This window comes from Algibacter agarivorans, from assembly GCF_039543245.1.
In the GTDB taxonomy this organism is placed as follows: domain Bacteria; phylum Bacteroidota; class Bacteroidia; order Flavobacteriales; family Flavobacteriaceae; genus Algibacter_G; species Algibacter_G agarivorans.
Window position 1 is genome coordinate 183295 of the sequence record NZ_BAABJJ010000012.1, and the last position, 25176, is coordinate 208470.

Sequence of the window (25176 nt, forward strand, 5' to 3'; positions counted from 1 at the left end):
ATGTTGAACTTGTTTCAGCATCTCATAATAATTAAGTTTCAATTAATAAGATTTCTGCATTCGCAGGAATGACAAGATATGATAAAGAACGATTTATTTTTAAGAGCATTAAAAGGAGAAACAGTAAACCGTCCACCCGTTTGGATGATGCGTCAAGCAGGACGTTACCTTCCAGAGTTCATGGAAATCAAAGCTAAATACGATTTCTTTACACGTTGCCAAACTCCAGAATTAGCAAGTGAAATTACCGTGCAACCCATCCGAAGATACGGAATGGACGCTGCTATTTTATTCAGCGACATTTTGGTTATTCCTCAAGCTATGAATATCGAGGTGCAAATGAAACCAAATTTTGGTCCGTATTTACCAAATCCTGTGCGCTCTCAAAAAGACGTTGATAACGTTATTGTACCAGACGTTAAAGAAGCTTTAAATTACGTTTATGAAGCCATAAAAGCAACCAAAGAAAAGCTTAATGACGAAATTCCGTTAATAGGTTTCGCTGGCTCACCATGGACCATTTTGTGCTATTGTGTACAAGGTCAAGGCAGTAAAAACTTTGATAAAGCCAAAGAATTTTGCTTTACAAACCCAATTGCTGCACACCAACTATTACAGAAAATCACAGATACTACTATTGCTTATTTAAAAGAGAAAGTAAAAGCAGGCTGCAACGCCGTTCAGGTATTCGATTCTTGGGGAGGTATGCTCTCGCCAGTTGATTACCAAGAATTTTCGTGGCAGTACATCCAGCAAATTATAGACGCGTTAAAAGACGATGCACCCGTTATCGCTTTCGGTAAAGGCTGCTGGTTCGCACTTGGCGAAATGGCAAAATCTGGAGCTTCGGCTTTAGGTGTAGATTGGACGTGTTCTCCAAGAAATGCACGTTATTTAACTGGTGGCAACATTACGCTACAAGGAAATTTTGACCCAACACGTCTGTTTTCTCCACCTGCAGAAATCAAGAAAATGGTACACCAAATGATTAACGAATTTGGTAAAGACAAATACATCGTAAACCTCGGCCATGGTATTCTACCCAACATTCCGCTAGATAATGCCAAGGCGTTTATAGATGCTGTAAAAGAGTACAAAAGCCCCTCTTAATCTCCCCGATGGGGAGAAACTCGTACTCAATTGAATACATTGTAAAATGACTTTTAAATTAGGAACGAAACTTAAACAATAAAACGACCCAAACTCCCTCTGCTTTAGAGAGGACTGGGGAGAGGCCTTATGATTAAAAACATCATTTCAGGAATTAAAGCATACTTCGGTGCTTTCGGTTTAATTTCAAAATTAAAACTTTGGAAGTATTTTGCTATTCCCATGATAATTAGTCTGGTAACAGCAATTGCAGTATTTGGTTCAGCCTACGGATTATCAGATAATATTGGTGTTTTCATTTCAAAAATCTGGATTTGGGATTGGGGTAAAGAAACCTTTTCTTCAATTAGCAATTTTATAGGCGGACTCATTGTTGTAGTTATAGGCCTCATTCTTTTCAAACATATCATAATGGCATTATCTGCACCATTTATGAGTCCGGTTTCAGAAAAAATTGAAGCCCATTTTACAGGCAATCCACCGCATTCACATAGAGACACCACCTTTGTTCAACAACTTTTCCGTGGCATCAAAATAAACGGCAGAAACCTAATCATGGAATTGCTTTTGACTATTCCAATTTTGCTTCTAAAGTTTATCCCAATAGTCAACATATTTTCAACTATTTTGTTATTTATGGTGCAGGCCTATTATGCAGGTTTTGGAAATATGGATTATACTTTAGAGCGTCATTTTCAATATAAAGAAAGCTTACAATTTGTTCGTAAACATCGTGGTTTAGCAATCGGTAACGGCATTGTATTTATACTGTTTTTATTAATTCCAATAATTGGCGTAATTTTAGTGCTGCCGCTATCAGTTACAGCAGCTTCAACAAGAACTGTAGAAGCACTTCAACTTAAAAACAAACCAATACATGCCGCTTAATTTTGGTTCATATCATATCATCCCAATCCATCCAAAAGATGGTTGGAATATCTGCAATTTTGCAGTAGCTAATGAAGACCGATTAAAACACTATTTCCCAAAAACATTAGAGCAAAATTTAACTCCAGATTTATCAAACATTTTTGTCGCGAAAAAGGTCAAACAGTTCGAAGCTAAAGAAGAATTTTTATTCACTTTAAGAGAAAACAAATCCAATAAATTAATCGGTTTAGTATACATCAAAAAAGTCGATTGGAACAAAAAACAAGGCGAATTTGCATATTGTATAGATTATACGGCTGAGGGGAAAGGGGTAATGACTGAAGCGATAGAACAATTATCTGATTATGCTTTTGATATAATGGGTTTCGAAACCCTTCAAATTATTGTTTACAAGAATAATATAGGAAGCGTTAAAGTTGCAGAAAACAATAACTTTACTTGGATTAAAACGCTCAAAAATGAGTTTACACCTCCAGGAAAGAGCCCACTAAACATGGAATTATACGAATTGTATAACGAGATTGAATAACAAGAAAGACCTACAAGGTTTTAAAAACCTTGTAGGTCAAGTAAAAAAAAACAGGTAATTTACAAGGTATCGAAGACCTAGTAGGTTTGAATGAAACAGAATCAATGAAAGACAAATTCTACCAATACATACAAGATTTACAAGACCGCATTACATCAAAGCTTGAAACCATTGATAGGAAAGCCAAATTTCAAGAAGATATCTGGAAACGTCCAGAAGGAGGTGGTGGACGAACACGAGTTATTGAAAATGGCAATGTTTTTGAAAAAGGTGGCGTTAATATTTCTGGTGTGCATGGAAAGCTACCAAAATCAATGCAAGCTTATTTTAAAGTTGGCGATGTCGATTTTTTTGCTTGTGGATTAAGCTTAGTATTACATCCTAAAAACCCAATGGTTCCAACGGTTCATGCCAACTGGCGCTATTTTGAAATGTATGATAAAGATGGAAACATCATTGATAGTTGGTTTGGTGGCGGACAAGATTTAACACCTTATTATTTATTTGAGGAAGATGCAAAACACTTTCATCAAACCTGCAAAACAGCTTGTGATAAACACAACTCAGAATTCTATCTAACTTATAAAAAGCGTTGTGATGAATACTTTTATAATGTACACAGAAATGAAGGTAGAGGCTTAGGAGGTTTGTTTTTTGACTATTGCAAAGCTTCAGAAACCATGACTATGGAAAATTGGTATAACTTTGTAACTGAAGTTGGCGATAGTTTCCTAGATGCTTATATTCCAATAGTTGAAAAACGAAAAGATTTACCATACACTCAAGAACAAAGAAACTGGCAAGAAATCCGTCGTGGACGTTATGTAGAATTTAATTTAGTACATGATAAAGGCACATTGTTCGGGCTTAAAACTAACGGACGTATTGAAAGTATTTTAATGAGTTTACCACCACATGTGCAGTGGGTTTACGACCATCATCCTGAAGCGGGAAGTGATGAAGAAAAATTAATTGAAGTATTGAAGAATCCAATAGATTGGATATAAATTTAATAAAGTGATGAGACTTTATATTATAATATTTACGCTTCTTTCTGGATACAATGCCTTTTCCCAATATGGTGTGTTTCCGTTTAGCGAAAATGGAAAATGGGGTATTATTGATTCTGATAAAAAAGTTTTAATGAAGCCCTCTTACGGATTTGAAATTCCATTTTTCAAAAATCATGATGGGAAATATCCATTAGCCATATACAAGAAAGATTCATTATTTGGTGTTTTAAACAAAAATGGAGAAGTATTAGCTAAACCTATTTACGAGAATATTAATGCAACTCATGCCCCAGTTATAATACTACAAACAACTCAAAACACAAACGTCTACAACCTTGATTTACGAAAAATAGTATTAACTATCAGCAATACAAGTAAATTGGTTTTATCAATTAATATGCCCCAAAATGAAATAACAATAAGCAATTCTAAAGAAGCTAAAGTATTTGGTTTTAATGGTAAGTATAAAAGGTCATGGAATATTCCAAAAAAGGTTGCTTCTAAATCAGAAAGCCCTAAAACCAATTCTGTCGCAAATAACTGGCATCCCAAAATCTCTATTTTAGGTTCCAAAGCTTCAACTTGTGACAAGGCCTTAAAGCGATTTAAGAAAAAACTTAACAGAATAGATTCAGAAATTGAACTAATTCAAGACGTTGAAAGAACCGATAAATGCTACCCTACCCTATCAATTGTTAGTAAAAACGGAAAACAAGGTCTTCTAAACAGTAATTTTAAAATGATTTTGGATTTTCTTTATGATGAAATAATCTATCTTTATAATCATAACGCTGCTCTTATTAAAGTAAATAACAAATACGGCTATTTTGATATCAATAGAAATAAAATTATTATTCCCATTGAATATGATAAAATTGAAACTACTGGCTTTTATATCGGTTCTTACAACCCATATTATTATACTTTAATGAATTACTTATTAATAGAAAAAGGAAACTTCTCAGGATATGTCGACAAAACTACTGGTGAAGTTTTTCTTCCAAAATAAAAAACTATGTTCCCACTTAGAAGAAACCGAAGATTAAGAACCAACGAAGCAATCCGCTCCTTAGTTCGTGAAACCATAATTACACCAAACGATTTTTTGGTTCCACTTTTTGTAGTTGAAGGCAAAGGTATTAAAGATGAAATTCCATCCATGCCAAATTACTTTCGTTACAGTTTAGATTTGTTAGAAGGTGAAGTAAAAGAGCTTTGGAAGCTAGGTTTAAAATCGGTATTACTTTTCGTAAAAGTCCCTGATAACTTAAAAGATAATAAAGGCACAGAAGCATTAAACCCAAATGGATTAATGCAACGCGCTATTAAAACCGTAAAAAATGCATGTCCAGATATGGTGGTAATGACAGATGTGGCATTAGACCCATATTCAGTTTACGGACACGATGGCATTATCGAAAACGGACAAATAATCAACGATGAAACTGCTGAATTTTTAGCAGAAATGAGTATTTCTCATGCGCAAGCTGGTGCTGATTTTGTAGCACCAAGTGATATGATGGATGGTCGTATTCTTACTATTCGTGAAGCTTTAGAAGATGAAGGTTTTATCAATACAGGCATTATGAGTTATTCAGCTAAATATGCCTCAGCATTTTACGGTCCATTTAGAGACGCCCTTGATTCTGCTCCTGTTGATTTGGTGGATATTCCAAAAGATAAAAAAACCTATCAAATGGATTACGCCAACCGTTTTGAAGCCATTCGAGAAACCGAAATGGATATTGACGAAGGTGCAGACATCGTTATGGTAAAACCAGGTATTTCATATTTAGATATTCTTAGAGACATTAAAAATGAAGTAGATGTGCCTGTAGCCGTTTATCAAGTTTCTGGAGAATACGCCATGATTAAAGCTGCTGCAGAAAAAGGCTGGTTAAACCACGACCAAGTGATGATGGAAACAACTACAGCTTTTAAACGTGCAGGTGCCGATATTATAGCGAGTTATTTTGCTAAAGATGTTGTTAAACTTTTGAATTTGTAAATTCTTATTGTTCAGACAAATAATTCGCATAAAAAAATAAGAATTCTTAACATTTCTTTTCTGTTAATGTAATTATCAACTTATACTAACGACTTAGTACCAAAATATAATGTTATGCGAAAAATACATTTGGCCTTTATTCTAATTACTACTGTTCTCTTATACAATTGCATTGGCGAGGACACAATTGATGATGCTATTCCTGAAGAAATTCGATTTTTAAATCCCATAGAAAGTATTTCTGCTTCTGAATCCTATCAACTTAATATTAGGTTTTTTAATAATATAGGAGAAGAAGAAACTGTAACTATTACTTGGTCTAGCGAAGACCCTTCCATTGCTGCTGTAGACACTAATGGTTTAGTTACCGGTATTTCAGAAGGGTCAACAAACATAAAAGCACAAGTAATTGTAGATAGCAAAACCATAGAAAACACTATCCCTATAATTATAACTGCGGATACTTCTGGTCCAAAATCAGAAGAAATAGTATTTTTAAACCCAACGGGAAGCATTGCCATTTCTAAAACCTACCAATATAATGTTGCCTACTATAATACTTTAGGGGAGGAGGAAGCCACTACTATTACTTGGTCAAGCAACAACCCTTCTGTAGCTACAGTTAATGGCAATGGTTTAGTTACCGGTATTTCTAAAGGTACAGCAACTATAAAAGCTCAAACAGTTGTAAATAATAAAACTATAGAAAATACTACTGCTATAACTATAACTGAGGTTGCCCAAAATCCAAATTCAAAATCTGGAACTATAACAACTACAAGTAGCTATACTTTAAAAGGAGATTTTACTTTATCCGAAATAGATAATTCTAACAGCTTAGAATTATCTATCGCTAGTAATTATGAGGCTTCAACTAGTTTACCAGGGCTTTATATTTATTTAAGCAACAACCCTAACTCTATTGGTAGTGCCCTTGAAATAGGTGCTGTAACCGTTTTCAGCGGTGCACATTCTTATACTATAGAGAACAAAGGTATTAACGATTATTCCTATGTGCTATATTGGTGTAAACCCTTTGGTGTTAAGGTAGGCGAAGGAAAAATAAACGATTAATAATTTACTTTTTTAAAATGATGAATTCAAAAAAAATTCTTTTTGTAATAATACTTGCTTTTTTATTTTCTAACTCTGTTTTTTCTCAATGGACTAAAGAAAAAGGGAAAGGGTACTATAAATTATCTGCTTGGTATTTAGAGGCAGACCAACATTACACAGATACTGGCGAAACTGACCCCAATATCACAAGAAGTCAATTTAATATTAGTTTTTATGGCGAATATGGAATCTCTAATAAATTTGACGTTATCACCTATATTCCATTTTTTTCAAGAGCTGTAGAAAATGATGAGGTATCAGGCACTACAGGTCAAATAATATCTAAAGGCGAAGCATTTAATAGTTTTGGAGACGTAGAAATAGGTCTAAGATACGGCATTCTTAAAACCAGTAACTATGCCTTATCAGCAACTTTAAAATTAGGAATCCCTACTGGTGATAATTCTGGAGGAAGCGATGGTAGCTTTCAAACAGGCGATGGTGAATTTAATCAATTACTACAAACCAATCTTGGAACATCATTTAATCTAGGCACAATACCATCATACGCTAAAACTTATTTAGGTTTCAATAACAGAACTAATGGTTTCTCTGATGAACTTAGAGCCGGCTTAGAAATTGGAAGTAATATTTTAAAAGACAAATTGTGGATAATAGGAAGAGTAGATATTTTAGAATCACTTAGAAACGGTGAATTAAGTGCTCAAAATTCACAAGGGAGCATTTTTGCCAACAACATTGAGTATGTAAGTTTAGGGGCAGAAATTGCTTATTATATTACAAAAAAAGTAGGCGTCTCTTTTAATTATACAGGTGCGGTGTCTGGAAAACTAGTTTATGCAGCACCTTCCATTTCTGGAGGTATATTTTTAGATATCAAATAATAACCCATAAACCCTATCTGGTCTTGATAATGAAATAATCGATTTACATTCTATTCCATCATACAAAGGATGGTATTAAATTACTTTCGTAAATTAGCCTTCAACTAAAACCTATTTAATGACCACATTAATTTTTTGGGCAACTATTTCTATTTTCTTTTCCTTTTTATGTTCTATTCTCGAAGCTGTATTGTTGAGTATTACACCAACTTTTATAAACGTTAAAAAGCAAGAAGGCAAAAACTATGCTTTAACTTTAGAAACTCTAAAAAAAGATGTAGACAAACCACTTATTGCCATACTCACACTTAATACCATTGCGCATACTTTAGGAGCAATGATGGTAGGTATCGAAGCCGAAAAACTACCTTTTAAAATTGAACTTTTTGGAATCAACACCGTGGGTGTGGTATCTGCAATTATGACGTTTTTAATTTTAGTAGCTTCAGAAATTATACCTAAAACCATTGGTGCTACCTATTGGAAACAATTAGCCAATTTTACGTCAAAAGCATTAATCGTTTTAATTTTTCCGTTAAAATGGACAGGGATTTTATGGTTACTTCAACTCACTACCAAACTAATTGGTGGCAAAGGTCACGGTAGTATTTTAAGCAGGGAAGGTTTTATGGTTATGACAGATATGGCACATGAAGAAGGTGTTTTTCATGAAAACGAAAGTAAAATCATTAAAAACTTACTCACTTTTAAAGAGGTATTTGCTAAAGATGCCATGACTCCGAGAACGGTCATGCTAACTGAAGACCAAAACACCACCGTTGAAGACTTTTTTAATAGAAATTTAAATCTACGTTTTTCAAGAATTCCTGTTTATTCAGATAATCCAGACAATATAATAGGACTTGTTTTAAAAGATGAAATTTTTAAAGAAATGGCACTTGGCCACGGCAATAAAAAGTTATCCGAGTTAAAACGAAATATCATAATAATTGATAGAAATTTACCGATTCCTGATTTGTTTGAACAGCTCATTGAAAGCAGAAACCACATGGCATTGGTCGTTGACGAATATGGTTCCGTTAGTGGTTTGGTAACCATGGAAGATGTTATTGAAACGCTTCTTGGTTTAGAAATTATGGACGAAAGCGATAACGTTTCAGACCTGCAACATTTAGCCAGAAAAAGTTGGGAAACACGTGCTAAAAAATTGGGTATTTTTGAAGAAAACAAACCTTCAGAATAATGGAAACCTGTATCATCAATTCGCCTTTAGGTTTCACTAAAATTGTTGGTGATGAGGATGGTATTTCGTCTGTAACGGTTCTTAATAATATAGAACTTTCCGAAGGAAAATCAGATGAATTGTCTTTCCTGCGAAAGCAGGAATCTAAAGAAAAAATCACAGATATTATTCCTATTGCATTGGAAGAATGCGTCATTCAACTCAAGGAATACTTTGAAGGAACCCGTAAAACATTCGACCTTAAATTAAATGCAAACGGTACTGATTTTCAAAAGAAAGTTTGGAGACAATTAGAGCAGATCCCTTATGGAAAAACAACTTCATATTTAGAATTATCAAAACAATTAGGTAATGTAAAAGCAATTCGAGCCGTCGCAAATGCCAATGGTAAAAACCCTTTGTGGATTATAGTACCATGCCATCGTATTATCGGTAGCGATGGTAGTTTAACAGGTTATGCTGGTGGGTTATACCGCAAAAAATGGCTATTGGAACATGAAAGTCCTTATAAACAACAATCTCTTTTTTAACCTTAATTTCAAAGAAATCTCTTATCTTTAATTTCTCCAAATAACGGATTATGAAATTCTTAAAAAAACTCTTAAAATGGATTGTTATCTTATTCGGGTTAATAATCATTGTACTTTATATTACTGACACAGACTATCTCATTAAGGCTGTTAGAACAATATATCTACAAGGTTATACTACGGCTTATTTAGAAGATTACAAGAAATTTGACAACCAAGTTATTGAAAATAGCACGCCTCAACCTTGGCCAAATCACAAGAATTATAATTCGATAAATGAAACGGAAACACTTAATCAAATAAATAAAGCAAATGGAACTATAGCTTATGTTATTATAAAAAACGATAGTATCTGGTTTGAAAATTATTATGATGGCTTTAATGAAAACTCTCAGTCCAACTCGTTTTCAATGGCGAAAAGTTATGTGTCTGGTCTTATGGGAAAAGCCATCCAAGAAGGTTATATTAAAAGTTTAAACCAGCCAGTAAGTAATTTTATTCCTGAATTTAGTGACGGTCTTGCAGCTAAAATGACAGTAGGAGATTTATCTAGTATGGCATCTGGCACAAATTGGGACGAAAAATATTATTCCCCTTTATCTATTACAACACGTGCATATTTTGATGATGATTTAGAAAAAGTAATGCTAGGACTAAAAGTTGTTAACGAACCCGGAAAAAGCTTTAAATACTCTAGTGGTGATACACAAATGCTAGCCATGGTTATTGAGAAAGCTACAGGTAAAAAACTATATAACTATTTAACTGAAAGTTTATGGAAGCCTTTAGGCTGTGAAAACCAAACGCTTTGGCAAGTAGATAGCGAGGCACATGATTTAGTTAAAGCTTACTGCTGTATTGCAAGTAATGCTAAAGATTTTGCCCGTTTTGGCAAACTCTATAAAGATCACGGAAAATGGAACGGGATACAAATTTTAGATTCTACTTTTGTGGCAAAATCTATAAAGCCCCGTTTTACTGATGGCACAATGTATGGCTATGGATGGTGGTTAAAAACTATTGGAACCAAAAACTTTTTTATGATGCGCGGACACTTAGGGCAATACGTGATTGTTGAGCCTAATGATAATGTTATTATTGTACGCCTTGGACACTCAAAAGGTTCTAATAAAGAAGTTGGTAAATTTACTTTAGATATCAATACATATATCGAAGAGGCTTATAAGATGCTAAATAATGATTAGTAAATTAGATCTTGAAAACATTTTATTTTTGGATATTGAAACTGTTCCAGAAACACAATATTTCTCTGATTTAGACGAAGCCAAACAAGTCCTTTGGGAAAGTAAATCACAATATCAAAGGAAAGATGATTTTACCGCTGAAGAGTTTTACGACCGTGCTGGTATTTGGGCAGAGTTTGGAAAAATAGTTTGTATTTCTGTTGGATATTTTACATTTCAGGGAGAAAACAGAATGTTTAGAGTTACCTCTTTTTTTGGTGATGAAATTAAAATATTAAAGGACTTTAAAAATCTACTCATCTCTCATTATAGTCAAACAAAACATCTACTTTGCGCTCATAACGGAAAGGAATTTGACTTTCCTTATATTGCTAGACGCATGATAATCCATAATATTGAACTTCCTTATAAACTTAATTTATTCGGTAAAAAACCATGGGAAGTACCACACTTGGATACTTTAGAATTATGGAAATTCGGCGATTATAAAACCTATACGTCATTAAAATTATTAACCAATGTTTTAGGAGTTCCTTCACCTAAGGATGATATAGACGGCAGCGAAGTGTATCGTGTTTATTATGAAGAAAACGAAATTGATAGAATTGTTATCTATTGCGAAAAGGATACCATTGCAGTAGCACAAATCTTTTTAAGATTACGTGGTGATGCCATTTTAACTGATGATGAAATCATACACATTTAATAAGCATAGATGGCAGAAACTCCAATATTAAAAGTTAAAAACCTCTCTATTTCATTTGGAAATAATGAAGTGATTCATAATATTTCATATCAACTAAATAAAAATGAAATTTTAGGAATTGTTGGCGAATCTGGCTCAGGAAAATCAGTCTCATCTTTAGCTATTCTGGGACTTCTCCCTAAAAATATTTCAAAAATAAATTCTGGAAAAATCACTTATAACCAAGATGATTTAACGATTCTATCTCCTAAATTATTTCAAAAAATTAGAGGCCATAAAATAGCGATGATTTTTCAAGAACCCATGAGTTCTTTAAACCCATCGATGACTTGCGGCAAACAAGTGCAAGAAATATTATTACAGCATACAAAATTATCAAAACAAGACGCCAAAGAAGAAACTATTTCACTTTTCGAAAAAGTAAAACTACCTGATGCAAATCGAGTCTATAATTCATACCCTCATGAGGTTTCTGGAGGCCAAAAGCAACGTGTTATGATTGCTATGGCTATTGCCTGTAAACCAGATATCCTAATTGCTGACGAACCCACTACAGCACTCGATGTTACCGTACAAAAAGATATTATAAGCCTACTAAAAGAATTACAGATTAAAACTAAAATGAGTATCATTTTTATTACCCATGATTTGGCTTTAATTTCTGAAATTGCCGATAGGGTATTAGTGATGTTCAAAGGTGCGATTGTTGAACAGGGTTTAGTGGCAGATATATTCAAAAACCCACAACACAATTATACAAAAGCGCTGATAAATTCTCGCCCTTCTTTAGATACTAGATTAAAAACATTACCAACTATTCAAGATTTTTTAAATGATACTATTTCGACTGAAATCGTTTCAACGGAACAACGTCAAAAAAATCACGAAAAGCTTTATCGCAATCCACCACTTTTAGAAGTTATTAATGTTGAAAAAGAATATATTTCTAAATCTGCATTATTCACAAAAGCCCAATCTTTTAAAGCCGTTAATGATGTCAGTTTTAAATTGTATGAAGGCGAAACTTTAGGGCTAGTAGGAGAATCTGGTTGTGGAAAATCTACGCTTGGAAATGCTATTCTTCAATTAGATAAAGCCACATCTGGACTGATTTTATATAACGGTGTTGACATTACAAAGCTTTCAAAAAACGACACTCGAAAACTTAGAAAAGACATTCAAATTATATTTCAAGACCCTTATTCCTCATTAAATCCAAGAATCCCAGTAGGCGAAGCTATTATGGAGCCTATGAAAGTTCATAACCTTTTTCATTCCGATACCGAACGAAAAGAAAAAGTGATTGATATTTTAAATCGAGTTGGATTGTCTAAGGATTATTTTAATCGTTATCCACATGAATTTTCTGGTGGTCAAAGACAACGTATTGGTATTGCAAGAACGATTGCTTTACAACCCAAGTTAATTGTTTGCGACGAGTCCGTTTCGGCATTAGATATATCCGTTCAAGCGCAAGTTTTAAATCTGCTCAACGAACTTAAAGCCGATTTTGGATTTACCTATATATTTATTTCACATGACTTAGCAGTGGTAAAATATATGTCTGACCAATTGCTGGTTATGAATCAAGGTGAAATTGAAGAATTAGATGATGCAGATATCATCTATAATAACCCAAAAAAGGATTATACAAAAAAATTAATTCATGCTATTCCTAAGGGAATTTAAACAAACTTGAGTTATAATAAATTTTAATTGTCAAAAGCACCCACCCCTAGCCCCTCCAAGGAGGGGAACACTCAAAAACTAAAAACGGATATAGATAATTTTCTATACCCGTTTTTAGTTATATCTGCAATTCTTTATATCCGTAATATTTCCCCTCCTTGGAGGGGCTAGGGGTGGGTTTTCAAAACCATAAATGTTTTTCAATTGCGAATAGTAAACCTTTACATTGAAATAACTAAACAAAAAAAATCCCAAAAAATATTTCGGGATAATCTAATTTTTTCGTGCTACAGAATTATTCCTATAACATAAATATTTTTTTTGTTAAATAAAGTAAGCTCTTTAAAAACTGTAAATTCTCTTTTATAGTTTCCTTGAATTTGCTTTCATTATTTGTAGGAAGTTCAGGTAGATTTGTTGCAAAATTCATAAGTTTTAAGTTTATGGTAGATTTGGGGAAATCTATAATTTATTTGGTTTCTTTGGGGACTGCTAATATCAGACTTATTTTCAATTTATCTGTTTAAAAACATAAAAATTCGATGAAATACACTTTTATTTAACATTTCATAGAGTTTTTATATAACTTGATATTTGTTTTTAACCCACTTTGTCTGGTTGAGTGCAGTGGAAACCTACTTAATTACAAAAGCAAAAAACTGTAGAATAAATTCAAGAAGACAATTTGTGAAATAGTTCGAACAATATATCGGGTGTAGGCTAAAAGATTTTAAAAAAAAGTCCCCTTTCCTTTTTGAAAATATAAATTCTATTTCAAAATGATTATCAGTTAGTTAATATCAAGTCTTGATTCTATTTTCTATCAGCGCAGCGGTCTTGATTCTTTTGTTGAATAACCATGTATCTAAATATCCATTTCTGGAATATCACCTTCAACAATTAACGTGCCTTCTGTAGCTTTTTTTATCTCCTCAACAGAAACCCCTGGGGCACGCTCTAATAATTTAAAGCCTTTTTTGGTGACTTCAATAACGGCTAGGTTAGTCACGATCTTTTTAACACAACCAACTCCTGTAAGTGGCAATGAGCATTGTTTCAATAATTTTGATTCACCTCTTTTGTTAGTGTGCATCATAGCAACAATAATATTTTCTGCACTTGCAACTAAATCCATCGCTCCTCCCATGCCTTTTACCATCCGTCCAGGTATTTTCCAGTTTGCGATATCACCATTCTCTGCAACTTCCATAGCCCCTAAAATGGTTAAATCGACATGTTGACCTCTAATCATCGAGAAACTCATGGCGGAATCAAAAAAACTGGCTCCAGGTAAAGTGGTTATAGTTTGCTTGCCAGCATTTATGACATCTGCATCTTCTTCGCCTTCAAACGGAAAAGGTCCCATACCTAAAACACCATTTTCACTTTGGAATTCAACTTCAATATCATTACGCACATAGTTTGCTACAAAGGTTGGAATTCCAATCCCTAGGTTTACATAATAGCCATCTTGTACTTCTTGCGCTATTCGTTTTGCTATACCTGTTTTATCTAACATTTTCTAAAGTTATAAAGTTTTAAGTATTTGAAGTTATAAGTTGCTCACTCAATCGGAAGTTTAACTTTAGTGCACTTTAGGCACTTGTAACTTTAAGTGCTTTTTGTTCTAACAGTTCGTTGCTCAATACGCTTTTCATAATGTTCCCCTTGAAAAATACGCTGTACAAATATTCCTGGAATATGAATTTGATTAGGGTCTAACGCACCAAGTGGCACTAATTCTTCAACCTCAGCTACCGTTATTTTAGCAGCACCACACATATTAGGATTGAAATTTCTAGCAGTTCCCTTAAAAATTAAGTTTCCAGCTTTATCACCTTTCCAAGCTTTTACAAAAGCAAAATGGGCTTTAAACGCATGTTCTAAAACATACATTTTCCCATCAAACTCGCGGGTCTCTTTACCTTCAGCTACTTCGGTTCCATATCCAGCAGGTGTATAAATAGCAGGAAAACCAGCTTGAGCTGCTCTACAACGTTCTGCTAAAGTACCTTGAGGAATGAGTTCTACATCTAATTCACCAGAAAGCATTTGACGCTCAAATTCATCATTCTCACCAACATAAGACGATACCATTTTTTTGATTTGTTTTTGCTGAAGTAATAACCCCAGTCCAAAATCATCAACTCCTGCATTATTTGAGATACATGTTAACCCGTTAACACCCAGTTTTACTAGTTCTGCTATAGCATTTTCAGGAATACCACTAAGCCCGAAACCACCTAGCATAAAAGTCATGTTGCTTGACACGCCTTCTAGAGCCTCTTGAACATTTGATACTTTTTTATTAATCATAATTATTCGGTTTTTGCATTTGAACTTATTTTCAGTTTTTCTATTTCTTAAAAAATGAAATTAGTTCATTAAATTTACGAATAATTGAATGATATGTCGAAAATATTATCAAATAAAAAAACCATTCTAAATTACAATGGTTTTTTTATCGTTTAATTTAGAATAAAGGATTATCCAAAATCTAAATCGTCGGGCGTTTGTTCATCAGTATTATCATCAGAAGTTTCACTGGTGTGTTTAGAACAATCTACATTTATAGAAAGGTCTATAGGTTCTTCAAATTCTTCTGTAGAAATATTAAGCTCTTCATCTGCATAACAGCTTTTCATATATAGACCCCAAATTGGCAATGCCATTGCTGCCCCTTGGCCGTAAGTAATCGTTTTGAAATGGGCTGCCCTATCTTCTGCGCCTACCCAAACACCTGTTACTAAATTAGGCACCATGCCCATAAACCAACCATCACTTTGGTTTTGGGTAGTTCCTGTTTTTCCAGCTATAGGATTTGTAAATTCATAAGGATAGCCTGTAACAATCTCTTTGTAATCAGGTTTATTTTTAGCCGAACTGTGCCTTAACCTTGTACCCGAACCTCCTTGAGTTACGCCTTCCATAAGTTTAACAGCAACATAGGCAGTTTCATCACTTAATACATCTCGAGTTTCTGGTTTAAATTGATAAAGCATGGTTCCATTTTTATCTTCAATACTGGTTACCATTACTGGCTTGGTGTAAACCCCCTGATTAGCAAATGTTGAATACGCACCAACCATTTCATATACACTAAGATCTGGAGTTCCTAATGCTATGGAAGGTACAGGAAGCATTTCTGACTCAACCCCTAATTTTTTAACCAAATCAACAACTGTTTGCGGGCCAACCTTATCAATTAACTGCGCAGTAACAGTATTCACAGAGTTTGCTAGCGCCCCTTTTAATGTTCTTGTACCACCATAATCATTACCAGAATTTTGTGGACACCATTCTTCTGGATTTCCATACTTATTAGCTTCAATGCAAAATGGAACATCCGGAAATTCGTCGCAGGGCGAATAGTGTAATTGATCTATTGCTGCCGTATATACGAAAGGTTTGAATGTAGAACCAACTTGACGCTTTCCTTGTTTTACCATATCGTATTGAAAATGCCTGTAATTAATACCACCTACCCAAGCTTTTACATGACCTGTTTGTGGATTCATAGACATCATTCCTGTTCTTAAAAACGATTTATAATAACGCATCGAATCTATAGGTTTCATAATGGTATCAACCTCTGAAGCTTTACCTTCTTTCCATGTAAAAACACTCATTTTTACAGGCTTATGGAACGAATCTTCGATTTCTTTATCCGATTTCTTTAAATCATATTTCATGTGCCTTCTCCGTTCGGATTGTCTCATGCCTCGTTTCATTAAAGCATCAATCTCTTCTTTTTCAAGTTCTAAAAACGGGGCTGTTGGATTTCGTTTTGGAGTATTTTGATTGAAAAATTCTGCTTGTAATCTTGGCATATGTTGTTGCACAGCATTTTCGGCATAAGTTTGCATTCGGGAATCTATAGTCGTATATATTTTCAATCCATCGTTATATAAATTCCATTTTGTACCATCTGGTTTTGGATTATTTTTAATCCAATCTTTCATAAAACCATCTAAATAGCCTCTAAAATAAGTGGCTATACCTTCGCGATGCGATTCGGGAGAATAGTCCAAATCTAATTCTGTTTTTTGAAGCGAGTCTTTTACTGTTTTATTTATAAACTCATATTTTTCCATTTGAGCCAAAACCACATTACGTCGGTTTTTTACTCCAATGGGATTACGCTCAGGTCTTGGGTTATAAAGTGATGAGTTTTTAAACATCCCAACTAGCATGGCAGACTCCTTAAGATTTAAATCTTTTGGCTCTTTATTAAAATAAATTCTTGAAGCACTGCGGATTCCATCGGCATTATTACCAAAATCATAAATATTAAAATATTGCGCTATAATTTCTTCTTTGGTATATTGACGCTCTAAACGAATAGCAATAATCCATTCCTTAACTTTTTGAGTAATCCTCCCAATTGTACTCCTTGAAGCCACTCCTGTAAACAACTGTTTTGCTAATTGTTGCGATACAGTACTCGCTCCTCCATCTCTTCCTAAAGCTACCAGAGCTCTTAATGTTCCGCGAGCGTCGATACCAGAATGCTCGTGAAAACGCGCATCTTCAGTTGCTATTAAAGCATCAATTAAATGTTTTGGTAGTTCATCATAACCTACGGGCGTTCTATTATCATTTAAATAAAACTTCCCCAAAGTTTCTCCATCTGAAGAAATAATTTCGGTGGCTAAATGCGTTTTAGGGTTTTCTAAAACAGTGTGATCTGGTAAATCACCAAAAATAGATGTTATTAAAAAAATTAGGAATACAGTCAAAATCCCTCCTAAAAACACAATCCAAAACCAACGGATGTATTTTGAAAAATCTTGAACTGCCTTTGTTTGTTTCTTTGCTTTTGCCATAGTTTAAGTGTCTTAAGTTTTAAGAGCCTTAAGTATTTTAAAGTTATGATTGTTTATTTAATTGTTGGGTTTTCTATTCTGAAACCTATATCCGTTACGCCTTCAAGCTCTATTACGCCATTAACCTTACCGTTTTCTCGCATAGCGTGCTGAATGTTTAAGGTGTATTCTCCAGACTCTTTAAAAACGACTTGTTCTTTATACCAGAGCTTATTTTCTTTAACCTCAGTATAGCCTTCGCCTAGAAGTTTTCCACTGGGTTCTGCCATTCTATACTCTAAAGTGTCTTTTATAATTTTACCATGTGGAAACATCATTTCAACAATCAAGAATAGATTATTGTACTTGTAAGCATTCGTATTTCTTAAATTAACAAATAAATTATAGGCCTTTGTAGAGTCTGGTGGATTTACTTTAAAACTAATAACAGAATCTTTATGCCATTTGTTTGGAACCGATTTGTATTCATCAAAAACACGATTAGAATCACAAGAAACAAATACAAAAGAAACTATTAAGAAAAATAATAAAACTCTATTTTGAAGCATTGTTAGTGTTTTGAGGTTTTCTCCTATTGTTTTTATTTCTATTAGTCTGGTTTGGGTTGTTTTTCGGTTTAGCATTTTTACTTGCTTGTTGATTTCCCTTTGGGTTTTGTCCTCCCTTTTGATTCCCTTTCCTCCTATTGTTTTTACGTTTATTATTGCGTTTTGGGCTATCAAAACGTGTTAAACTATCTTGCCCTACAACGTTTTCAAACTCTGTTTTAGTATCCTCTACAAGGTCTGAGGCATATTCTTCAAGGCTTGCAATTTTTTTATTTTCCTTATTTAAATCAATAATTTCATTGGCTTGCTGCGTGGTTATTTTGTGCCAATTCATCCATTCGCCTTCGTAAGCATACCACATGTGACCTTTAAAAATATCGGTTTTTTGACATACTGCAGTCCCTTTTTCCGTTTGAAGTTTTATATCCGTTTTTGGGAAACTTTTTAAGGCATCTAAATACGTGTCAAGTTCATAATTTAAACAACATTTTAGTTTACCACATTGCCCTGCTAACTTTTGCGGATTTAGTGACAATTGCTGGTAACGTGCCGCCGATGTGCTTACCGATCTAAAATCGGTTAACCAAGTAGAACAACATAATTCGCGTCCGCAAGAACCAATACCACCAAGTCTGGCTGCTTCTTGACGAAACCCAACTTGTTTCATTTCTATTCGGGTTCTAAACTCCCGGGCGAAGACTTTTATAAGCTCTCTAAAATCTACGCGTTCTTCGGCTGTATAATAAAATGTAGCTTTACTAGCATCACCTTGAAATTCGATATCTGAAATTTTCATTTGAAGCCTCAAATCGATGGCAAACTGTCGAGCCCTTACTTTCATAGGCTCCTCTTTATCGCGCGCTGCCGACCAAATATCAATATCTTTCTGGCTTGCTTTTCTGTAAATTTTTAAGGTTTCCTCTGGGGTTTCTGAAATATTTTTACGCTTCATCTGAACACGCACCAATTCCCCCGTAAGGGTAACCATACCGATATCATGCCCCGCTTTAGCTTGTGTAGCGACAATATCGCCAATACTGAGTGTTAAATTTTCGGTGTTGTGGTAGTATTCTTTTCTGCCGTTTTTATAACGAACCTCAACCCAATTAAAAGGCTTTTCGCCATTGGGGAGAGACATGTTTGCTAACCAGTCGAAAACGGTTAACTTATTGCAACTATCTGTACCACAAGTACCATTATTTTTGCAGCCTTTTGGTGAGCCGTCTTTAGTTGAGCAACTTGCGCAAGCCATATGTTTTTATATATTGATTCCGATTAAAACCAAGGTTCAATCGGAAGAAGATTCATAAATAATTTAGTTTCTCAGTTTTACTTCGACTTTAGTCAGTAACTGTATGAGAATGATAATTTAATAGAATTATTTGAAACAGAATTTCAAATACCACTTATCGACGTAAAGATAAGATTATTATAACTTATACCAATTACAATTTAAAATATGAGAGAAATTAATGGGTTTCAAATACTCTTAACGCTAATTATTTTTACAGGACAGGCTTTTGCAGCCTTATCACAGTCATCAAAAACGACTTCATCATAAGATTTTACAGTAAAAAACCCTTTCTTTTCCTTAGCATGCAAAAGCACCGTTTTACCATCCTTTTTTGACATTTGAAATTGAAGAGGTGCCAATTCTACGCAATAATTACAACCTATACATTTATTGCGTTGTAAAGTAATTACAACCATTAGGCTTCAACTTTATTTTCTACAACTTTATACAATTTGTCCGACTGTCTGATTCGAAACGGTAATGGGATAGTAACTAAATCGCCTTTAACACCTTCTGCTAATTTTTTATCATTAACCAAAAACTCGTTTATAACAAATTCTTGCGCTCCAGTGGTTGGCCCCGTAATTAAAACCGTATCGCCTATATTCAGATTATAAGCTTCAATTTTAAACTCGCCAACTTTTGCCTTAGGAAAGAAATGTATTCCTTTTCCAATATACACTTTCTTTTGTGTAGCATGCGAACCGGAACCTTTACTCCATTCGCCTAGTTTTTGCCCTAGATAATACCCGTTCCAAAACCCTCTATTATAAACAGTTTCTAAAGTTTTCATCCATGAAATGACTTCTTCTTTATTATAACTTCCGTTTTCAATACTATCAATTGCCTCACGATAGCATTTAATAACTTTTGCTACATATTCTGGAGCCCTTCCGCGTCCTTCAATTTTTAAAACTTTAATCCCAGCATCTACCACTTCATCTAAAAAATCGATGGTGCACAAATCTTTAGGAGACATAATATACTCATTATCCAGCTCCATTTCAAAACCAGTTTCTTGATCTATAACGGTATATTTTTTTCTGCAATTCTGTTTGCATGCTCCTCTATTGGCAGATGAATTTTGAGAATGCAAACTCATATAACATTTCCCAGAAACCGCCATACAAAGGGCACCATGCCCAAATATTTCAATTTCAACCAACTTTCCCGAGGGCCCTTTTATCTGCTCTTTTTCTATTTGTTCGGTTATTTTTTTTACTTGGCGCAAACTCAACTCGCGACTAAGCACCATAGTATCGGCAAATAGGGCATAAAATTTAACCGTTTCAATATTTGTAATATTGATTTGGGTTGAAATATGCACTTCCATTTTCGCCTCACGCGCCATTGATATAACAGCTTGATCCATGGCTATAACGGCTGTGATATCTGCTTCCTTAGCCTTTTTAACTAAGGTTTTAACAATGGACAAATCGTGATCGTAAATAATGGTATTAAGTGTAAGGTAGCTTCTTATGTTTTTAGATTTACAACGTTTTGATATTTCTGGCAAATCATCTAATGTAAAATTCACAGACGCCCTAGCCCTCATATTTAACTGTTCTACCCCAAAATAAATGGAATCTGCACCATTATCTAAAGCGGCCTGAAGCGATTCGAAATTTCCGGCAGGTGCCATTAACTCAATTTTTTGCATCTTCTTAAAACTTCTAGAAATTAATTTAATTCAATCTCGTAATTTAATCGATTTGTAAGTGATATCAATTCTTTTTTTGATTTGAAAATATTCATAAAAAGCTGATTTCCCCATCCTATTTTTTTTGCAAAATCATTAAATGATTCTTCTTTCCAATTAAAACCATCTTTCCAAAAGCTTGTTGGAGAAACATAACAAAACGTATAATCGTAAATAAAACTTGAATCATTAACATGACTATCCTTCGGTATCTTTTCAGAAGCAAGCAATGTTATTTTATTTTCCAAGCATGATTGCCTTATCTTTTTTATTAAACCAGGATAATCCTCTCTAACACTATCCAAATTAAAATCATTGTACTCTGTATTGCCAATTTTCCTGATGGGTCTTATTTGAAGAATATCAAAACTTTTTCCGTCGAAAAAATCAAATAAATCATTCAATTCATAAAAATTATCTTTATTAAAAGTGTAATTAATCCTCACTTTAAAATCATAGCTATTCTTTAAATGCTGAAACGCCCTGAATACATCATGAAACTTTTCATAATTACCTTTTTTCATAAAATTTTCATAACTCTCTTTTGTAACTCCATGCAAAGAAATAGTAAACTCATTCAACCCAGCTTTTAAAAGCTCTTCTATACTTTCAGAATTTAATAAGTTAGCATTAGTAGTCAATGAAATATATGGTACATCATACTTTTTACCCAACCTAACAAGTTTTGGTAGGTTTTTAAAAAGAGTAGGCTCAGTTCCACACCCTATTTGAAGTTTTAAAGCTCTTTTGAATATAGTTTTTGCAACTCGATCCAACTCATCTTCCTTAAACTGACCTTTTAGTTTTTTTACATATTCTTTATCAGTGAAATAGCACATCTTACAACGAAGATTACAGGCTAAAACAGGATCAAGATTAACAGCTAAATAGCGTTTATTAAAAACATGAAGCAACCAAATAGCAAAAAACTTAAGGCGATAGTTTTTAATCTTCCTGTTAAGCTTTAGTAGCTTGTATACATTCATATTATTTCTTTAAAATCTCAAAAATATTCCTCAAATCTTTTTTATAGGGCAAGTGATCGGCACGTCCTTTTTTAAAAATATCATTGCTATTACCTTGCCCTTTGCGAAGTTCTTTTTGTTCTTCGTGTGGCAAAGCGTTTATTTCTTTACAATTTGTTGAGCAGCAATTGTTCATTTCTGCTTTACACTCATCACATTGAATAAACAATAAATGACAAGCTTCATTGGCACAATTGGTATGCACATCAAATGGGGTTCCGCATTGGTGGCAATTAGCAATAACATCATCACTAATGCGTTCTGCTCTGCGCTCATCAAACACAAAATTCTGACCTAAAAACTTGTTTTCAAGGTTTTCGTCGTTCACTTGTCTGGTATATTCAATAATACCGCCCTCTAACTGATATACGTTTTTAAAACCCTTATGCTTAAAATAGGCACTCGCTTTTTCGCATCGAATGCCGCCAGTACAATACATAACCAAGTTTTTATCTTCTTTATGGTCTTTTAAATCATCTTCAATAATATCTAAAGATTCTCTAAACGTGTCAACATCTGGAGTTACGGCGTTTTTAAAATGACCTATTTCGCTTTCATAATGGTTACGCATATCAACCAAAATAGTTTTTTCATCTTCGATAAGGGCATTGAATTTATCTGCACCAACATGAATACCTTTGTTGGTAACATCAAACGTATGGTCATTCAATCCATCGGCAACAATTTTATTACGGACTTTTACTTTTAACTTTAAAAACGATTTATTGTCTTGCTCAACAGCAATATTTAATCGGATGTCTTTTAAAAAATCAATAGAATCTAGGTGTGTCTTAAATTCGTTGAAACGGTCTGCCGGAAGTGAAAGTTGCCCATTAATACCCTCGTGTGCCACATAAATCCTACCTAAAACGTCTAATGCATCCCAAGTAATAAATAAATGGTCTCTAAAAAGTTGTGGATTGCCAATTTTGGCATACTGGTAAAAAGAAAGGGTTAATCGATTTTTTCCTGTTTTATCGATTAATTCTGCTCTTTCTTTTGAACTTAATTTATTGTACAGTTGCATGCTATACTAATTTTTAAGGTTAAAGACATATTTTGAAACGCAAAAATACAATTTTAAAGGGACAGGGTGAATGCATTGTATAAAAAAAGCACCTAAATAAATATTTAGGTGCTCCAAGTTGAGTTTGAGTTAGTCGTTTAGTTAACAACTCATTATTGTAAATTTCATAGCAAAAAAATTTCCTTTTTCATTATATAGATGCAAAATAAGTAAAAGGGTTGCGTGCTATTATTCTTTTTATTCTAGATTTTATTGAAAAGCACCTTTTTATTTCAAGGTTTATGTTGAAAACTATTATTGTACCATGACAAAAGATGTAGTATTTTAGCGTACCTAATTTCAGAAAAAAATATATAAATGAGCAGTGAAAAAGAAGCTAAATTAAAAGCACTTAAACTTACATTAGACAAACTAGATAAAGCCTACGGCAAAGGAACGGTAATGAAAATGAGCGATGCAGCTATACAAGATGTAGAGGCTATCCCTTCTGGTTCTTTAGGCTTAGATATTGCGTTAGGCGTTGGAGGTTATCCACGAGGGCGTGTTATAGAAATTTATGGACCAGAATCTTCTGGAAAAACCACATTAACACTACATGCTATTGCTGAAGCTCAAAAAGCTGGAGGTATTGCGGCTTTTATTGATGCAGAGCATGCTTTTGATAGATTTTATGCCGAAAAATTAGGTATAGATATTGATAATTTAATCATCTCACAACCCGATAACGGGGAGCAAGCTTTAGAAATTACCGATAATTTAATACGTTCTGGAGCTATTGATATTGTTGTAATCGATTCTGTTGCAGCCTTAACCCCTAAAAGTGAAATTGAGGGTGAAATGGGTGACTCTAAAATGGGATTGCATGCCCGTTTAATGTCTCAAGCTTTAAGGAAGCTTACAGGATCCATTAGTAAAACCAACTGTACCGTAATATTTATTAACCAATTACGTGAAAAAATTGGAGTGATGTTTGGCAATCCGGAAACCACAACCGGTGGTAATGCTTTAAAATTCTATGCTTCTGTAAGATTAGACATTAGACGCTCTACTCAAATAAAAAGTACAGATGGCGATGTTATGGGTAATAAAACAAGAGTTAAAGTGGTTAAAAACAAAGTGGCTCCGCCATTTAAATTAGCCGAGTTTGATATTATGTATGGCGAAGGCGTTTCAAAAGTTGGTGAAATTCTAGATTTGGCTGTTCAATATGAAATTGTTAAAAAGAGCGGTTCTTGGTTTAGCTATGATGAGACCAAACTGGGTCAAGGTCGTGATGCTGTAAAAGCACTAATTAAAGACAATCCTGAGCTTATGGACGAATTGGAAGCCAAGGTTAGAAAAATGGTGTCTGAGAAATAGAAAAAAAATATTTAAATGAAAAGTTAAAAAATCCCGTTAATTCGGGATTTTTTGGTTTCATACGCAACCTTTCCGAGTATTTTGCATCTACAAAGTGCAAACATGTATATTTAACCCTAAATTTACTTGCTATGAAAAGATTTATTGTACTTTGTTTAACACTAGTACTATTTTCATCTTGCAGTATTGATGATGATGGTACAACTTATAGTTTTGACGTTTTACCTGTTGAGAGTGTGGATATTCCTAATGAATTTACATTAGGAGAAACATATCCTATCACAGTGTCTTATTTAAGACCCTCAACATGCCATGCATTTAAAGAGTTTTATTATTTAAAAGAAAATAATGAACGTACTGTTGCTCCTATAACTTATGTTTTTGATAGGAACGATTGCGAAACTCTTGAAAATGAATTGGTAGAAGCTACTTTTAATTTTATTGTAACCAGCAATGGTTCCTATATTTTTAAATTTTGGCAAGGTGAAGATAACGAAGGGGAAACTCAATATTTGACTATTGAAGTTCCTGTTGTTGATTAAACTATGGTAT

The 25176-nt window shown here is 33.8% G+C and carries 24 protein-coding genes; 15 read left to right on the forward strand and 9 right to left on the reverse strand.

Annotated elements, in window-relative coordinates:
* The first annotated feature begins 78 nt into the window (after positions 1-78).
* The 13 genes from hemE to ABD935_RS05740 all read left to right on the forward strand — a co-directional run bounded on the left by hemE (position 79) and on the right by ABD935_RS05740 (position 12846).
* Positions 79-1110 carry a uroporphyrinogen decarboxylase gene (gene hemE / locus ABD935_RS05680; protein WP_345190709.1) on the forward strand — a complete coding sequence of 344 codons (1032 nt, stop codon included), beginning with the start codon at positions 79-81 and terminating at the stop codon, positions 1108-1110.
* 129 nt (positions 1111-1239) lie between these two features.
* Positions 1240-1998 carry an EI24 domain-containing protein gene (locus ABD935_RS05685; RefSeq protein WP_345190711.1) on the forward strand — a complete coding sequence of 253 codons (759 nt, stop codon included), beginning with the start codon at positions 1240-1242 and terminating at the stop codon, positions 1996-1998.
* On the forward strand, positions 1988-2530 hold the full coding sequence (locus ABD935_RS05690) for a GNAT family N-acetyltransferase (RefSeq protein ID WP_345190712.1): 543 nt from the start codon (positions 1988-1990) through the stop codon (positions 2528-2530). Before ABD935_RS05685 ends, ABD935_RS05690 begins: the two co-directional genes overlap by 11 nt.
* A gap of 104 nt (positions 2531-2634) precedes the next feature.
* Positions 2635-3537: an oxygen-dependent coproporphyrinogen oxidase gene (gene hemF, locus ABD935_RS05695; protein ID WP_345190713.1), complete on the forward strand. Its 903-nt coding sequence runs from the start codon at positions 2635-2637 to the stop codon at positions 3535-3537.
* 13 nt (positions 3538-3550) lie between these two features.
* A complete protein-coding gene (locus ABD935_RS05700; protein WP_345190714.1) occupies positions 3551-4552 on the forward strand; it encodes a WG repeat-containing protein in 1002 nt (333 codons plus the stop codon).
* 6 nt (positions 4553-4558) lie between these two features.
* Positions 4559-5551: a porphobilinogen synthase gene (gene hemB, locus ABD935_RS05705; RefSeq protein WP_345190715.1), complete on the forward strand. Its 993-nt coding sequence runs from the start codon at positions 4559-4561 to the stop codon at positions 5549-5551.
* A 114-nt stretch (positions 5552-5665) separates the two neighbouring features.
* A complete protein-coding gene (locus ABD935_RS05710; protein ID WP_345190716.1) occupies positions 5666-6625 on the forward strand; it encodes an Ig-like domain-containing protein in 960 nt (319 codons plus the stop codon).
* Positions 6626-6642: 17 nt separating this feature from the next.
* Positions 6643-7512 carry a hypothetical protein gene (locus tag ABD935_RS05715; protein WP_345190717.1) on the forward strand — a complete coding sequence of 290 codons (870 nt, stop codon included), beginning with the start codon at positions 6643-6645 and terminating at the stop codon, positions 7510-7512.
* A gap of 118 nt (positions 7513-7630) precedes the next feature.
* Positions 7631-8716: a CNNM domain-containing protein gene (locus ABD935_RS05720; protein WP_345190718.1), complete on the forward strand. Its 1086-nt coding sequence runs from the start codon at positions 7631-7633 to the stop codon at positions 8714-8716.
* Positions 8716-9246: a methylated-DNA--[protein]-cysteine S-methyltransferase gene (locus ABD935_RS05725; protein ID WP_345190719.1), complete on the forward strand. Its 531-nt coding sequence runs from the start codon at positions 8716-8718 to the stop codon at positions 9244-9246. The genes ABD935_RS05720 and ABD935_RS05725 overlap by 1 nt, the downstream gene beginning before the upstream one ends.
* A 50-nt stretch (positions 9247-9296) precedes the next feature.
* Positions 9297-10451, forward strand: coding sequence for a serine hydrolase domain-containing protein (locus tag ABD935_RS05730; protein ID WP_345190720.1), 1155 nt, complete (start codon positions 9297-9299; stop codon positions 10449-10451).
* Positions 10444-11157, forward strand: coding sequence for a 3'-5' exonuclease (locus ABD935_RS05735; RefSeq protein WP_345190722.1), 714 nt, complete (start codon positions 10444-10446; stop codon positions 11155-11157). The genes ABD935_RS05730 and ABD935_RS05735 overlap by 8 nt, the downstream gene beginning before the upstream one ends.
* Before the next feature lie 9 nt (positions 11158-11166).
* On the forward strand, positions 11167-12846 hold the full coding sequence (locus tag ABD935_RS05740; protein ID WP_345190723.1) for an ABC transporter ATP-binding protein: 1680 nt from the start codon (positions 11167-11169) through the stop codon (positions 12844-12846).
* Positions 12847-13711: 865 nt separating this feature from the next.
* On the opposite strand, the gene ABD935_RS05745 is transcribed toward ABD935_RS05740, so the two are convergent.
* The 9 genes from ABD935_RS05745 to trhO form a co-directional block, all read right to left on the reverse strand.
* Positions 13712-14365: a 3-oxoacid CoA-transferase subunit B gene (locus tag ABD935_RS05745; protein WP_345190725.1), complete on the reverse strand. Its 654-nt coding sequence runs from the start codon at positions 14363-14365 to the stop codon at positions 13712-13714.
* 92 nt (positions 14366-14457) lie between these two features.
* Positions 14458-15162, reverse strand: a complete 705-nt coding sequence (locus ABD935_RS05750; protein ID WP_345190726.1) for a CoA transferase subunit A — start codon at positions 15160-15162, stop codon at positions 14458-14460.
* A 170-nt stretch (positions 15163-15332) separates the two neighbouring features.
* Positions 15333-17672, reverse strand: coding sequence for a transglycosylase domain-containing protein (locus ABD935_RS05755; protein ID WP_345190727.1), 2340 nt, complete (start codon positions 17670-17672; stop codon positions 15333-15335).
* 53 nt (positions 17673-17725) lie between these two features.
* Entirely contained in the window at positions 17726-18220 is a 495-nt protein-coding gene (locus ABD935_RS05760; protein ID WP_345190728.1) for a gliding motility lipoprotein GldH, read from the reverse strand.
* A complete protein-coding gene (locus tag ABD935_RS05765; protein ID WP_345190729.1) occupies positions 18207-19472 on the reverse strand; it encodes a PSP1 domain-containing protein in 1266 nt (421 codons plus the stop codon). Before ABD935_RS05765 ends, ABD935_RS05760 begins: the two co-directional genes overlap by 14 nt.
* A 227-nt stretch (positions 19473-19699) precedes the next feature.
* Entirely contained in the window at positions 19700-19930 is a 231-nt protein-coding gene (locus ABD935_RS05770; protein WP_345190730.1) for a ferredoxin, read from the reverse strand.
* Positions 19930-21174 (reverse strand): peptidase U32 family protein, encoded by a 1245-nt coding sequence (locus tag ABD935_RS05775; RefSeq protein WP_345190731.1) that lies wholly within the window; start codon positions 21172-21174, stop codon positions 19930-19932. The genes ABD935_RS05770 and ABD935_RS05775 overlap by 1 nt, the downstream gene beginning before the upstream one ends.
* Before the next feature lie 20 nt (positions 21175-21194).
* A complete protein-coding gene (locus ABD935_RS05780) occupies positions 21195-22199 on the reverse strand; it encodes a radical SAM protein (protein WP_345190732.1) in 1005 nt (334 codons plus the stop codon).
* 1 nt (position 22200) lies between these two features.
* Complete coding sequence (trhO, locus tag ABD935_RS05785) at positions 22201-23265, reverse strand: oxygen-dependent tRNA uridine(34) hydroxylase TrhO (protein WP_345190733.1); 1065 nt, start codon at positions 23263-23265, stop codon at positions 22201-22203.
* 357 nt (positions 23266-23622) lie between these two features.
* Here trhO and recA point away from each other — a divergent pair, with 357 nt between their 5' ends.
* Entirely contained in the window at positions 23623-24624 is a 1002-nt protein-coding gene (gene recA, locus ABD935_RS05790; RefSeq protein ID WP_345190734.1) for a recombinase RecA, read from the forward strand.
* 131 nt (positions 24625-24755) lie between these two features.
* Positions 24756-25166 (forward strand): hypothetical protein, encoded by a 411-nt coding sequence (locus tag ABD935_RS05795; RefSeq protein WP_345190735.1) that lies wholly within the window; start codon positions 24756-24758, stop codon positions 25164-25166.
* Positions 25167-25176 lie beyond the last annotated feature (10 nt).